The following is a 13,637-nucleotide window of genomic DNA, read 5'->3' as shown; positions in this document are numbered from 1 at the left end:
ATATTTTTATTTGCCTTTTTTCCTGTCACGTCTTTGTGTCCATTGACGTGATATTTTAGGCTGTTTTTGAGTTTCTTTAGTATTTAAAAAGTCAGGTCTCTTTTCCTGCTTCCAAACAGGTGCCTTAAAGAATTGATCTTGAAAGCCGCTCTTGGTTTTTGGTCCGAAAGGTGCCATAAATGGTACTCCAAAAGATTTTGCATCACACAGGATAATACTTTGCACAAATAAACCAAAAGTAATACCCAAAAACCTGCTATAGCTGCAAGAAAAACATAAACGAATCTTAGGATTCTGAAGGAGAATCCCATCGAAAAATTCGGTATGGCAAAGGATCCGATACCGGTAACTGCCACTACAATTATGAGAATTGGACTTACAATATTTGCTGCCACTGCTGCCTGTCCCAGAATCAGAGCACCGATTATACCAAGGGTGGGACCTATCGGGCTTGGAACCCTAAGACCTGCTTCACGAATAAGCTCAAAGGCAAATTCCATTATGATTATTTCCACAACCGATGGGAAAGGTACTCTTTCCGAGAAGCCTCTATGGCAAAAAGAAGGTCCGTGGGGATCATTTCATGATGGAAATTGGTTATTGCCACATACAGCCCAGGCAAAAGCAGCGACATAAATATTGCTATAACCCTTATTATCCTTAACAAGTTTGTATACGGAAACCTTACATAAGCATCTTCCGCCGACTGAAGCAAATCATTGTTGGTAGTAGGCATAACAAGAGCAAAGGGACTTCCGGACATAATCACTGCCACTTTTCCCTCCGCAAGCATGGATGCTACTCTATCAGTCTTTCCGTAGCAACTATTTGCGGAGTAGACATGAAGGAACTGTCCTCTATAAACTGCTCTAATTCTCCGGTATCAAATATGTAGTCCGTTTTAATGCTTTGAAGTCGCCTTCTTACTTCATTTACCAAAGAATCATTTGCAATATCTTTTATATACAGCATTGAACAAGGAGTTTTACTTCTCTCTCCTATTTCAATACTTTCTGCTACAAGATCTTCATCTTTGAGAATCTTTCTGATAAGGGCAGTATTCACGCGAAGTATTTCATTAAAACTTTCTTGCGGACCTCTAATAACAATCTCGTTGTTTGGCCTGTCTACAGATCTATGTTGCCATCCCTTTACATCACAAGCATACGCAACATCCAATCCATCGACAAAAACCCCGCAACCACCGAAATTAATTTCCCCAACAATTTCGTCAAACTCACGGGATACTTTTACCTGGTTATGAGTTACCAAACTTCTGTTAATATATTCTGAAATATTGTTTTTTTCACCGTCCTTATCCTTTATATCTAAATTGGAAAGAAGCATAAGGGGCTGCAATATATTAAGATTTATGAGCATGCCGTTAACCATTCCGTCATAGAATATAAGGCATGCGGAAATTTTTTTATCTTTCACTATAATATCAAACTCTCTTAAGACCACGTCTCCATTGGTGGGAATTGAAAATCTGTTCTTAAGATAATTTATATTTTCATTAAGATTCTTGCTTACATATACCATTTTTTCCGGCTTGTCGCTTTCTTTGCCGGAATCGCCGTCCTTCTTTTCGTCATCGCATGAGTTCGAAAAAGGTTTTTTAATAAACCTTTTTTCTTTTTTTCCGGAGACTTTTCTTTCTCCGAAGACTTTTCTTTCTCGTTCAAGCCGTCATGAATTTTTTCAGACTCCTTCTCTTTCAAAATAAATTCTTCCTGAGGCGTAGCTCTTTAAAAATAAACACATCTTTAAGTAGTTTTTTAAAATCCGCCATATATTACACTCCTTAAGGAAATCTAGTCATAATTCAAATATATATTAGCTTTGGATGCTATATCTAATCATATTATGGTTCGCAAAACTTCTAAATATACAAAAAAGAGTACTGCTTTATTATTAAATAAAACAGTACTTCTCTTCTTTTTTGGATATTTTTAATTCTATATCCTAAAGAGTATTAATCGTTAATATCCTTAAAATATTTCGTTATGGGCGATTTATAGGCAGTATCAGTGTCTTTTCCCCTTTAAGAGATGCTTTCATTGCTTCAAGGGTTTTTACATATTCATAAAACTCTTTCTTCTCCCCTGAATATGCCTCGGAAAGAATTTTGATATATTCGGCTTCTCCTTCACCGATTAGCTCTTGGGCACTGGCTTTAGCTTCCGATATAATAATGTTTACCTGTTTGTCTACTTCATTTTTTATCTTGTTTGCCTCATATTGGCCTTCAGCCTTGTACTGTTCTGCTATTTTTTCTCTTTCGGATATCATTCTTTCGTATACAGTTTCTTCATTTTCAACAGGCAAATCCAGCTTCTTTATTTTTACATCATACACTGTAATGCCATAACTGCTAAGCTGTCTTGATACCTCATCGGTTACAATTTTATCGAATTCCCCTCTGCCCGACAGTTTTTCGTTGATTATACTGTTTTGCTCAAGAGTACCCATCGTATTTTTTACGGTATTGTAAACCGCCGCATCAATTCGTCTTTCGGCTTCCGATATATAACCTATTGACTTAACAAATTCCACAGGGTCGGATATATACCAGATAACATAGTTGTCGATAACCATGTCTTTTTTGTCTTTTGTCAATACGTTTGACGCCGGAAGGTTGTAGAGTATTTTTTTATTGGGAAGGGTTAACTTACTGTCAATAAATGGAGCTTTAAAGTATAACCCGGCAGAGTCTTTTGTATCTATAATTTTACCAAACCTTATTATGCATACATATTCACCTTCAGTGACAACGAACATGCTTGAAAACAGTATAATCAGCACAAATACAATTACACAAGCCGCAACTGCCTTTTTAATCATTCTATTCACCCTCCTTTGAATAAAATGGTTTTAACGGAACAAGCTTTTGAACGCCTGAAGAATCATCTTCAATATATACCGTAATATCCGGGAGTATCTCTTCCATAGCTTCAAGATAAAGTCTTGTCTTCGTTATATCTTTATAATTTTTGTATTCCTCGTACATCTTTAAAAATTTGGCCACTTCTCCCTTGGCTTCATTTATTTTTGTCTGCTTTTGAGATTCTGCATTACGCAATATGCGGTCAGCCTCTGCCTGGGCCTTTGGAATCTCCGCATTTTTGTATTTGTTTGCTTCATTCATTGCCGTTTCCTTGCTCTGCTTTGCATTCTCCACATTCTTGAATGCCTGCTTTACTTCTTCCGTGGGCGGTTCCGAATCCTGTATTTTAACATCCAGCACCTGTATTCCGATATCATAGGCATCAAGGCTTGCTAATAGCTTTTCTTTAATCTCGTTCTCAATTGCAATTTTGCCGCTGGTAAGAACATCGTCAATAGTTGACGAACCTACGACAGAACGAGCGGCACTTAGACTTGAGTTTCTAAGTATACCTTCGGGTTTCTCCGAATTAAAAAGATATTTTTGAGGATCGGAAACCTTCCATTCAATGAAAAAATCAATTTTTACTATATTAAAATCCCCCGTAATCATTTTTGACTCTTCATCCACAGTTATATATTTGCCGTCACCCTGAGCTCTGTAGCCCAGCTCCAGCTTTTGAGTCATTTGCACCGGCACTTTTATAACCGATTGAATCGGGTACGGTAACTTAAAATGAATTCCTGCACCCTCAATATTTGTAACCTTGCCAAAGGTAAGCACTACAGCTTGCTCCTGATCGGTTACGGTATAAAATGAGTTGAAAAAAAGCATTGAAAGTACTATCGCTGCAATTACTCCAATGATTAATTTAATTGGAGGTTTTCCGGCTCTTTTAAAATTGGTATTTGCGTTTATTACTTCCATTTTATTACCCCCTTATCTAAAATAAAAATTATTGGCCTATATACTCCCGTTGCTTTACTCCTATTCTATTATTAGGCCCTAAATTCCTTTAATTTAATAAAAAAATAATAAATCCTTAATAAAAAAGTCCCTTCGCTTTTGCCTCTTTCATTTCATTCCAAGAGGCCAAATAAAAAAAAGAAGTGCAATATACTGCACCTCTTTTTTGGAGCTTTTATTAAAGAGAGATATCTTCAACTTTTCCATCACCCAGCTTTACCAGGTAGACATCCCAATAATTAGCTCCCAACTGATTTGCAAAGTTTTTGTCGAATACTGCAAAGTCGAATCTATATTTACCTTTAATTGCACTACCTGTATCCATAGCTACTGCATAACCCAATCCCTTTATATAAAACACAGTTCCAAAGGGCCAGTAATTTTTGTCAATAGCAATTGATATTCCGGGAATAATCGGTTTTCCGGAATTGGTTATGCCAATGTCATTGCCGCATTCTTCTTTAGACGGCGTATATGCTGTTCCTAAAAACTTTCCGATGTATTGTCCTCTGTCAATGGTGCTTTTTGCACTTATTCCTTTAAATTCTATATAGTTTTGAGGCTTTATTCCTACTGCTGCAGCCAACTTTAATGTATTTTGAAGCTCTATATTATCTTCCACCAATTCCTTGTTTATTTTCTCGATATCCTCATTTTTCTTCTTTAGTTCTTCAATTTCTTTTTTTATGTTTTCATTCTCGCTTAATATTCTGCTATAATCTTCCTTTAGCAAAGCGTAGTCATTTCTCAGAGTTTCATTAAGGGTTTCTAGGCTCATGTTTTCTTCAGACATGGTTTGAACCCTAAGAAATGTGTCTTTAAACTGGCTTTTGGTATTGCTGTACCAATTGTATATTATGATGTTATTTACTATCAAACTGATTATTACAATAATCAAAAAGTATATTATTATTCCGTATATTTTGTTTATCCTGTTGGTTTTATTGTAGTTTTGAGGCTCAGTTGATGACGGTACATCATCGCTAAGCATAATTATTTGTCCTCCTTAAAAAATCTGGTTATTTTTATTTTAATTATCATCATATTTTGAAATTTTTATACATAAAAAATTTTTAATTTGCATATTTACATTTGAAAAGAAGTATGCTATAATAAGTACGCGTTATCGGGGTGTAGCTCAGTTTGGTATGAGTGCTTGCTTGGGGTGCAAGAGGTCGCTGGTTCAAATCCAGTCACTCCGACCAGTGAAAATAGCGGTTTACTAATATTCTAGTAAGCCGCTATTTTTATGTTTTTTGCCCCTATTGTACCTAAATTTGCATTTGATTTAGAAATCGCTTATCTATATAATTTAAAGTTGTATTAGTATATAAGTTTTATTGAGAACATTTTCCATGCAAAATTTCCCCTTTAAATCATATATCTGAAACAAGGAGTGGTAATGTGAAAAGGTTTATATCTGTGCTAATTTTTACAGGGGTTTTGCTGCTCGTCGGATGCAGTGGCTATATCCCTCAAAAGGCCGCAGAAAGCACACCATATCCAAGTAATAGTATCACAAAAACAAATGCTCCTAAGACTCCTGACATTTCGGAAGAAACTGCTGCAAAAATATTTAACATAGGTGATATCGTTCGGTTAAATGACATAACATATACTGTAAACAGCATAAGAGAAGTTCCCGAAAACAGATTTCTTTCCCCAGAGAACGGCAACATATGGTATGCAATTGATATTACCATTGAAAACAAAAGTCATGAAACTTTTAATTTTAACTCAATGCTAATGTTTACGCTGTTTGACGGGGAAAACTTAAGTTATGATACCGCGATTGTGCCCGACTTAAAAGGAAATGTTGACGGCGAAATAGCTCCGGAAAGCAGTCTTCGTGGTGAGGTGGCTTTTGAAATACCTCAAGACGCGAAAGACCTTAAGCTTGAAATAGACCCAATCCTCTTTGGAGAGAAAGCAATTATTAAATTGGACCGTTAATTATGAAAAATCCTCAGGATAAAACCCGAGGATTATTTTTATGAGTGTGTTTAAAACAATCTCATTTGTTCATGCTTCACTTTGTACGTAGCAGATTCAAGTTCTGTACCGGATTTAACAAGGCTGGACTGTATTACACTCATGTTAATTCCCGAAAGCATCCTGTGCAGCAGGCTGTACACCACGTCAAACTGCATATATATATCCGTCTGTTTATGACCGGTAAGGCATATCAACTGGGTATTTGTTGCCTTTGCAAGCTCGAAAATATACGAAAGAAGATAGCTTGCATTTGCTTGACCGAAGGGATTGTCTATCCATATAACCTTGCTGGAACCTTGCCATCCGGTCTTTTTATACCTTAAGTAGGAAATAATCGAGATAAACATGGCAAAAAATCCTGCCAACTTCTCTCCGCCGGACCAGTTTATAACCACTTCCCACGGAATATAGCGGGAAGCTCCGACAGTCGATTCGGGCTTAAAGACCTTGATTGAGTATTCGTTAAGGTTTGTAACGGCATCTAAAAGCCTTACAGGGGACATTATTTTTGCTATTTCACTGTCGATTCTTGCCATATCATATTTACCTTCGGCCTTCATTCTCTCAATTTCATTAATGGACTCCTCAATATAGCGGGCCATCAGAGCTTTTCCCTCTTCCTGATGAAGGAACGGCATTTCAATTACTATGGTCTTTCTGCTGGTGTCATTAATTTTTATTTTGGAAAAGGTATCAACGGATTTTAATTCCTCGTATATGGCTTCTGCCTTGCTATAGCAGCGTTCTATAATTTCCTCCTTGTCTTTTGTGAATTCGTTTAATTGAAACTCCGCTGCATCCTTCATCTTTTCAACACTCTTTAGTATATCCTCAAACATATCTTTGACATATTTGTAGTTATACATATCGCTTTTCATAATTTTATCGAGGGTTAGTCTGATTGTCATATTTTCGGCCCAATCCGCATCACTGTACAGCTTATTATAGCTTTCCCGGATATTGGACTGCATCGTTTCCAGATTTCCTGCTGCTTCAAAATAATGTTTTTTTATTTTGCTTGTAATGTGTGAAATCTCTTCAAGAGGCAATTTTAATATATCCCAGAGAGAAATTGTTTCTCCTTGATATACAAAGCTATCCATATTCTGTCTTGTTGATGCCTCGATACTTATATTTTTTTCCTCAATATACTCATCGAGCCTTTCCCTGTATTCTACCAGCTTACCCTTTCTTTTTTCAACTTCATCTAGTTTTTTTGCGTTCTTCTGCTTCTTTTTTCTTAAGGCATCTATTTGCGCTTCAAAAAGGGCTCTATCAATACCTTCTAATGTTTCAAACTCAAAAGGCGGAAGATTATATTTTTTCTGTATCTCTTTTCTCTGTATTTCTTCTTTGCCTTTTAATTTTTCAATATCTCCAAAGTACACCCTTTCTTCATCTTTTAATGTATTGGCTTCTTGCTCTAGTAGATTTTGTATTTTGCGTTCTTCTTCAATTTCATATTCTGTAAAGCTTGCCGAAATCCCATCAAAGTCGGACTCTTTAAATCCCTTTGAACGAATCTTGTTTAAGTTTTTTTCTACGTTTTCCCTGCATTTTTCGATAAATTTTCTTATCTGCTCCCCGTCTCTTTCAGATACTTTTATTTCAAGTCCCCGGGCTTTAGAGAGAATTTCTTCTAAAGTTCCGGTTATTTGCATTTGGGGTTCTTTAATACTTAATTTTGCTGATATTTCATCAAATATTTTTCTTTTTTCCTCATACTGTCTTGAGTTTGTGTTTATACTTGTTTTTACATCCTCAATATTTTTTAATATTGAATCAATCTTCTCGCTTAATGTATTTTTCCCCCTTTCAATTTGCTCAAGCATTTGGTTTTTTTCCCGAAGATCTTTATCAAGCTTTGAAACTTCATCTTTAAGCTCTATATACTGCTTAAGACTTTCAATATCCTTCTCTTTCTCTTTTACAAGTTCATTTGCTTTATCAATAGCATCTTGATTTTCTCTGATTTTTCTCTGAAGCATATTTCTTTCTTCTCTTATACTCTTAAGGGTATCATCATTTTTCTTAATATCCTCTAAAATAGCATCAAAATGGGCTCTGTTTTCTTTAAGCCATCCTTCGGGATAGGTCTTCACGAACTCCCGGCATCTTTCCATAAGTCCGGTTAACTTTTCCGCATTTTCTTTCATTCCTTCATATTCAGCCTTCAATCTGGCGATATTTTGATCCATTCCCATAACATAAGCTTTAAAAAGCTCGGAGTCTAAAGCTAAGGCATTATTCTTTGAATAAACCACATACATCTCCAAAGAGCCTAATTTGTCAATTCCCTCTGATAATTCCGATTTAGCCTCTGGAGTCATTATTCCATCTTCGGAGTCCACTATAAAAGTCACAGGGTAGCTTTCAACCAACTCCAGCATCCCTTCAAACAGAGGACCGTCCTCTATTTGAAGCAGTTCTTGTTTGTCTATTATTATGGAGTGGCACAAAAGGGGATTTTGGTGCAAAAGAGCCTCCCTTAAATCCTCACGCTGGTTTTTTAGCCACAATGAACCGGTATGCATCTTATGTCATGGTCTTTCAAGTACTCGTAAACTTTTTGAGCTCGATATCCGGAATGTAGTATTCACTGCCGTCAAAAAGATACTTTCTTTTAATAAGCTCATGGTATCTTCCCAAAACATCACTTATGGAATTATCCATCTTTATCTTAAGGGCATTAAGAGCTTCATGGGCTTCTTTGCTGTAAACATCTTCGGAAATTTCATACATGGATATTTCATTATTTATTTTTGAGTATTTATTTTCAAAAATTTGGATTTTTTCATCGAGTTGTCTTTTTGCTGACGCAAAGCTGCTGTGCTTTCATTTATCCTGTTTTCTTTTATCGATAAATCTTCCATTAACCCGTTTATTTCTTCGATTTCTTTTTTGAGATTTTCTATTTTGCTTAAAAGTTCATCCCTTTGCTTTGTAAAATTTAAAAGTTCTTCCGAAGGAGCTAATAAAATTGTCATATCCCTTAAATTAAAATATGATGAAAGCTGGCCTAGAATTTCTTTCTTATCCTTAAGCTTTGTGCGAATGGAAGAAATATTGTCCCTTACACTATCCCTTTCGATATCTTTTTCCTTGACTTTTATTCCCAGCTCCTTCTTCTCCTTTGACAACACATCTCTTTGATTCTTCAAGTCTTCCATGGTTTTTTGAATTTTCGTTATCTCTTCCTCAAGTAAAATCTTTGCATGATATATATAGTTTTGATATTCTTTGTCAATCTCTTCTTTTTCTTTTGAAAGGGCATCAAGCTGTGCTTTAGATAATGAAATCTCACTTCTTGTACTAATGACTTCCTGATACATGACAGCAGATTCCATAAAATTGATTTTCTCTTTGCACTTTTGAATTTTATCCTCAAGCTTATTGATTTCTCTTAAAACTTTCTCATGTCTTGCTTTTAAAGATTCAAGTTCAATGAGTATTTTCTGATACTCAAGGCTTTCCGTTTTATATGAAAGCTCTTCAATTTTTGCCAAATAGTCGCGGTCATTGTTTTTTAGGTTTTCACTTTCGTCATATAGCCTGTTTGAGGCAATTGTTATAAGATTTGAAAGGGTCAGTAAATCCCGGCTGATGTTATTTATTTCATCTACAGTCACACCGTAGTCATAAAGCTCTGAAAGAAGCTTTGATGCTTTCTCGCAAAAAGCTTCATACATCTTTATATTATGCTGGTAAATGGGTATGTTCTTTAAGTTTTCGAGATGCTTTTTGAAAGTCTCGGCCAATATGCCGGAAGTTTCCCCTTCTCTCTGAGGAATATTTGGAATAATAAGCTTTTCAATTACATTCCTAGACTTTCTCGCATTTTCAAAAAATTTATCAATCCCGCCCTCAGTCTGGTTTATAACCTTTATAGCTTCAAATTCTTCCTTAAACAAATTAAAAGTATAAAGCTTGTCCCTGTATTCCCTCTGGCGGTCACGAGAGTATATATTAATATTGAGCCGCATATCAGAGATAAGTTTCTTTAAATAGTTCTGGTACTCTAGAAACCCTATAACCTGCTTTTTTTCATTTATTGCTTCAAGGCCTTTTATATCAAAATCATGGGGCAAGGTATATTTATGAGTATAGGTAAAATATCTAAGCCCGTCGGAATTTTTGGACACACAAATACCTGTCAGAAGATATTCGGCAATGGGGCCGTCAAGCTTCCATTCCATCATAATATGGGTAGGAGAAGCTCCGGGTTTGAAATAGTCGCTAAAATTCCTGCTTCCCATGCTTGTATTGGGCAGTACGACCTGTAGAGCCAATTGAAGTATGACACTTTTTCCTCCCCCGTTTTCAAGGTTTAGGAGGGCATTTTTTCCATCAAACTCAAACACTTCGTTTGAAATACATTTTTTATCGTCGTCATATTTAAAATTTACAATTCTAAATCTGTTTATTCTCGGCATAAAATCATATCCTTTCAATGAAAGAGAGGATTTCTCTCTTTCTGGTACTTTCGGGGTAATAGCTTATAACTAGAGTATCCATTTTGTCGGTGGTATAAATTTCACTGTCATTGTCTAAATTTACAAGCCCTTGTTCCTGAAGAAATTTGATGGTCCTGTATATATAGCTTATTCTAGTGCCTTTAGACTGGCTGAAGTTTTTTATTTTTTCGTCATAGGCAGGCATATCAAGCCATAGCTTTGATATATTCCTGAAATTAAAATTCAGGGCTTCATCGATTTCTTCATTGTTTTCCATGGCTTCAACCGCTTGAAGCTTGGATGTTATATATGCTTCGAGCTCTTCGACATTCAGCATGGTGCGAATCTTATTGTTGTAGTTCTCGCCGTTAAAGAATTTTATAATGATAGATAGGATTATTATGTAGGACAAATATAGTTCCGTATTGTTGGCAAAACCCATTTTATCCCTTAACTCTTCGTTGGTAAAGCCGAAAAATCTGTTATCCGTTCTCGGAGTATAATACAAGGTGTCCGAGGAATGAAGCACCATAATTCCGGACTCTTCTTCAAATATCCTCATAATATATGATATTTCAGGATCTTCATAGGACATAAACAGTTCAGGTTCATCCTTTTTTGATATTTTGGATTTTTCAATCAAGTTCATAAACAAAGAAAATGCCTTTCTTACCGAATCAGGCGAGAAATTCTCCATTATCTTTCCCCCTTGATAATAAAATCTGTTATTTCATTTCCGTTTTCAAAGCTTATCTTTTTATCCCCGGATATTAAAATCAAGGTCTTTAAAGCTCTAAGCTCGGGTTTTTTGTCAAATATCCTTTCAAAAAGGTAATAAATATTTATGTTGTAAGCTGAAGTATCCCTCACCATCCTGCTTAATATATCCTCTAAATCTTTAAAATCAATGAGTTTGTTTTGATGAAGAATTACAACCAGACTGTAAAAGTCAAAATCAAAGGAAACTATATTATACAAGCTTTCATCAAGCCTTGTGAGGGCTCGGCTAAGATGAGACTCACCTTCATAATATGCTTCAAGAAGAATGGCTTCAAGGTAAGCCATAACCTTTTTATCCCTTCTTTCCCTCTCTTCTCTCTCTTCCTTTTCCTTCATCTCCATCGCCAATTCAATGTCTATGCTTTCCCTGTCATCTTCTTGGGCTTCACTCTTTATCCTCTGAGGCTCTAAAGCTTTAAACAGATTAAAGACCTTAAGGGATTGATTATTGGTAAACAGAGGAGACAGTATGCTTTTTAACGGTTCGGGATTTAAATTTTTTGAAATAAATACATCAAAGATACTTTTTTCAAAGTCAATAAATTCGCTGACTCCCTGGCGAAGCTTATTTCTATAGTTTTCAAGTACTCCCCTACAATGTCAAGCTTTTCGCTAAATAGTCTGTCATGTTCGGCGGTTGTAATATTGAGTTTTTCTGAAAGCACTTTTATTTGCTCGAGCTTTCTTAGTTCATCTTCCTCAAGCTCAAAATAGTTTATTTTCTCAATGTTTTCCCTATGCTCTTTTAATATCCTCTTTATATTTCCAAATTCCCGTCTTTCAATCTCAAATTGCTCCTTTATCCTTGAGAAAAGCTGCTTTAAATCTTCAAAATCAATTCCCAGCACATTTTGCCGTATGTTCAAAAGGAGGCTTTCAAGTTTTTCCCGAAGCTGTCTTACTTGGAGATTCAGCTCGTTTACAGTCTGCAAGGCCCCGGAAAATATTCCTTTTTCAATTTGCTGCTTTAAATACAGCTGGGTTATGTTAATCCTAAATTCCGTATATATTTCCCGAGTTTTAAAGAGGAGCTCCATACCTTGGTCTGTAAGCTTATATCTTGCAGATTTTTTAATCTCGTAATATGAAGTATCAATAAGCTTTATCGAAATGGATTCGTCTTTATTGGTCTCTAAGTTTCGGAACTTGAAATCAACTACCTCGCCGCCGCTTCCTGCTATTGAATCCCTTATGTAAAACGCCATTTCTCTTGACTCTTCCTGAGTCATATTGATATCATAGGACCTTTTTAAAAGGAGCTGCAAAAAATCGGCAATGTTGTCAATGCTGCATTCTTCTCGCCCGATTAGCATATTTTCCAATATAAAAAGCAAAACAGAAAATCCTACGGAAATCATGTCTACTTCGCCATATTTCTGAAAACCGGTGAGCTTTCGCGCTAGGTGTATAAAAGGTGCCAGATTATTCATTCTCTGCCTAAAATCCTTAAGACAATCCAAAGAAGTTCCTTCAAAGTCATTTCTCTGGTACAAATTTTACCGCCTCCTGTGGAATATACTTGCCATCGTACAGTATTGCTGCTATTTCCCTTCTGCTCTCTTCGTCAAAATGCTCAAGAAAAGGCTCCAAGGGTACTTCCGACTGATTCGTCCTAAGCTTGGGAGGCTTTTTGGCTGCCTTTAGCAGCTCTTGATACAGTCTTACATGGGGTACTATCAAATCCTTGCCGTATTTTAATGACAAAGAGTTGTATATGCCTATGCCTTCATAATCAAGGTCTCCGAAATAATATACCTTCTCTATTTCTTTATCCATTGCAACTTCCTCAATAAAGCTGTAGCTATTTATTATCTTCTTTCCTTCACCGTAAATCAGCATATCTACATTTATCCCGTAAATTTGCCGCTTAGGCTTTCTTTCCATAAACTTTACCACAGAATAAAAAGTATCCTTATTTTCGATAATTAATATGTTAAACCTGTCCTTTGGCTCAAGCAAAATATAAAAAAAGCTTCTAAAGTCTTGTAACAATTGAGGTCCTCAAGAGAAAGCCCCAAGCGTTTTAGTAAAACCTTTCCGTGAGATTCGAGAAATTTCTCATTATTGAAAATCTCAAAGGACCGTTCGTTCATTGTGCATCTATATTTTAATGAGCTGTTTGAAGCAGTATCAAGAAGATATTGGGAAAGCATAAGGATATAATCTCTATCTTCTTTGTATGCTTCGGGGTTTTTAAAATAATAACTTTTATCAAGCTTTGGGTGAAGAGACTGCAACTCTAAAACAAGCTCATTGCAAAGCTTCTTTTCATTTCCTATAAGTATTCTGTATTTATTATACAGCGGTGGATTGCGCCCATTAATTCCCGATGCTTTTACTGGCGAAAGAAATCCTTTTTCACAGAAACTATTAATAAAAGAGGCAAAAGACCGGTATCCTCCTTTAAGTTCAAATCTGTTTACTCCTAACTGCTTTTCAACTCTAAGGAGAATGCCGGCAGTCTCAATTACCTTTTTACAATGATTTTCTATTGTTTGAAAAATAATTTTCTCCATTAAAAATGTCCTTTCCATGTCGGCTGAATAATTTATAAA

13 protein-coding genes, 1 tRNA gene and 2 pseudogenes are annotated in these 13,637 nt (G+C 35.8%); 2 read left to right on the top strand and 14 right to left on the bottom strand.

Annotated elements, in window-relative coordinates:
* Positions 1 to 6 precede the first annotated feature (6 nt).
* The 6 genes and pseudogenes from JCM21531_RS25085 to JCM21531_RS10175 form a co-directional block, all read right to left on the bottom strand.
* Positions 7 to 225: a spore germination protein gene (locus JCM21531_RS25085; protein ID WP_500784529.1), complete on the bottom strand. Its 219-nt coding sequence runs from the start codon at positions 223 to 225 to the stop codon at positions 7 to 9.
* 116 nt (positions 226 to 341) lie between these two features.
* Positions 342 to 1,542 (bottom strand): annotated as a pseudogene (locus JCM21531_RS24470) (spore germination protein); the annotation flags it as partial.
* Positions 1,530 to 1,721, bottom strand: a complete 192-nt coding sequence (locus JCM21531_RS21775; protein WP_038289526.1) for a hypothetical protein — start codon at positions 1,719 to 1,721, stop codon at positions 1,530 to 1,532. The gene JCM21531_RS21775 and the pseudogene JCM21531_RS24470, both read right to left, overlap by 13 nt.
* A gap of 283 nt (positions 1,722 to 2,004) precedes the next feature.
* Entirely contained in the window at positions 2,005 to 2,844 is an 840-nt protein-coding gene (gene hflC, locus JCM21531_RS10185) for a protease modulator HflC (protein WP_117407245.1), read from the bottom strand.
* A 1-nt stretch (position 2,845) separates the two neighbouring features.
* Positions 2,846 to 3,814 carry an FtsH protease activity modulator HflK gene (gene hflK, locus JCM21531_RS10180; protein WP_038289523.1) on the bottom strand — a complete coding sequence of 323 codons (969 nt, stop codon included), beginning with the start codon at positions 3,812 to 3,814 and terminating at the stop codon, positions 2,846 to 2,848.
* Between the two features lie 217 nt (positions 3,815 to 4,031).
* The gene (locus JCM21531_RS10175; RefSeq protein WP_038289520.1) at positions 4,032 to 4,844 is read right to left on the bottom strand and encodes a 3D domain-containing protein; all 813 of its coding nucleotides are present in this window, start codon (positions 4,842 to 4,844) and stop codon (positions 4,032 to 4,034) included.
* 136 nt (positions 4,845 to 4,980) lie between these two features.
* Between JCM21531_RS10175 and JCM21531_RS10170 the strand changes: the two genes are divergently transcribed.
* Positions 4,981 to 5,058 (top strand) — tRNA-Pro (locus JCM21531_RS10170).
* Between the two features lie 199 nt (positions 5,059 to 5,257).
* Positions 5,258 to 5,806 carry a DUF4352 domain-containing protein gene (locus tag JCM21531_RS10165; RefSeq protein ID WP_038289517.1) on the top strand — a complete coding sequence of 183 codons (549 nt, stop codon included), beginning with the start codon at positions 5,258 to 5,260 and terminating at the stop codon, positions 5,804 to 5,806.
* 50 nt (positions 5,807 to 5,856) lie between these two features.
* On the opposite strand, the gene JCM21531_RS21770 is transcribed toward JCM21531_RS10165, so the two are convergent.
* From JCM21531_RS21770 to JCM21531_RS21740, 8 genes and pseudogenes are all read right to left on the bottom strand, one after another.
* Positions 5,857 to 8,367, bottom strand: coding sequence for a hypothetical protein (locus JCM21531_RS21770; protein ID WP_243467530.1), 2,511 nt, complete (start codon positions 8,365 to 8,367; stop codon positions 5,857 to 5,859).
* Positions 8,368 to 8,398: 31 nt separating this feature from the next.
* Complete coding sequence (locus JCM21531_RS21765) at positions 8,399 to 8,590, bottom strand: hypothetical protein (RefSeq protein WP_038289512.1); 192 nt, start codon at positions 8,588 to 8,590, stop codon at positions 8,399 to 8,401.
* 14 nt (positions 8,591 to 8,604) lie between these two features.
* On the bottom strand, positions 8,605 to 10,281 hold the full coding sequence (locus tag JCM21531_RS21760) for a coiled-coil domain-containing protein (RefSeq protein ID WP_243467529.1): 1,677 nt from the start codon (positions 10,279 to 10,281) through the stop codon (positions 8,605 to 8,607).
* 4 nt (positions 10,282 to 10,285) lie between these two features.
* Positions 10,286 to 10,999 carry a DUF6063 family protein gene (locus JCM21531_RS10145; protein ID WP_038289507.1) on the bottom strand — a complete coding sequence of 238 codons (714 nt, stop codon included), beginning with the start codon at positions 10,997 to 10,999 and terminating at the stop codon, positions 10,286 to 10,288.
* Complete coding sequence (locus JCM21531_RS21755) at positions 10,999 to 11,424, bottom strand: hypothetical protein (protein WP_243467528.1); 426 nt, start codon at positions 11,422 to 11,424, stop codon at positions 10,999 to 11,001. The genes JCM21531_RS10145 and JCM21531_RS21755 overlap by 1 nt, the downstream gene beginning before the upstream one ends.
* 149 nt (positions 11,425 to 11,573) lie before the next feature.
* The gene (locus JCM21531_RS21750) at positions 11,574 to 12,575 is read right to left on the bottom strand and encodes a hypothetical protein (protein WP_243467527.1); all 1,002 of its coding nucleotides are present in this window, start codon (positions 12,573 to 12,575) and stop codon (positions 11,574 to 11,576) included.
* The gene (locus tag JCM21531_RS21745; protein WP_243467526.1) at positions 12,559 to 12,966 is read right to left on the bottom strand and encodes a hypothetical protein; all 408 of its coding nucleotides are present in this window, start codon (positions 12,964 to 12,966) and stop codon (positions 12,559 to 12,561) included. Before JCM21531_RS21745 ends, JCM21531_RS21750 begins: the two co-directional genes overlap by 17 nt.
* Positions 12,967 to 13,007: 41 nt before the next feature.
* Positions 13,008 to 13,637 (bottom strand): annotated as a pseudogene (locus tag JCM21531_RS21740) (Wadjet anti-phage system protein JetD domain-containing protein); the annotation flags it as partial.

Source organism: Acetivibrio straminisolvens JCM 21531 (assembly GCF_000521465.1).
GTDB classification, from domain to species: domain Bacteria; phylum Bacillota; class Clostridia; order Acetivibrionales; family Acetivibrionaceae; genus Hungateiclostridium; species Hungateiclostridium straminisolvens.
The sequence above is the reverse complement of the archived record's forward strand: the minus strand, read 5'-3'. Positions and strand labels throughout refer to the sequence as shown.

What these genes read in the sequence shown, in the direction of transcription:
- JCM21531_RS21745 (WP_243467526.1), bottom strand. Translation starts at nt 12,966, where the DNA reads ATGGAAAGAAAGCCTAAGCGGCAAATTTACGGGATAAATGTAGATATG.
- JCM21531_RS21765 (WP_038289512.1), bottom strand. Translation starts at nt 8,590, where the DNA reads ATGTATGAAATTTCCGAAGATGTTTACAGCAAAGAAGCCCATGAAGCT.
- hflK (WP_038289523.1), bottom strand. Translation starts at nt 3,814, where the DNA reads ATGGAAGTAATAAACGCAAATACCAATTTTAAAAGAGCCGGAAAACCT.
- JCM21531_RS10175 (WP_038289520.1), bottom strand. Translation starts at nt 4,844, where the DNA reads ATGCTTAGCGATGATGTACCGTCATCAACTGAGCCTCAAAACTACAAT.
- hflC (WP_117407245.1), bottom strand. Translation starts at nt 2,844, where the DNA reads ATGATTAAAAAGGCAGTTGCGGCTTGTGTAATTGTATTTGTGCTGATT.
- JCM21531_RS21760 (WP_243467529.1), bottom strand. Translation starts at nt 10,281, where the DNA reads ATGCCGAGAATAAACAGATTTAGAATTGTAAATTTTAAATATGACGAC.
- JCM21531_RS21755 (WP_243467528.1), bottom strand. Translation starts at nt 11,424, where the DNA reads ATGGAGATGAAGGAAAAGGAAGAGAGAGAAGAGAGGGAAAGAAGGGAT.
- JCM21531_RS10145 (WP_038289507.1), bottom strand. Translation starts at nt 10,999, where the DNA reads ATGGAGAATTTCTCGCCTGATTCGGTAAGAAAGGCATTTTCTTTGTTT.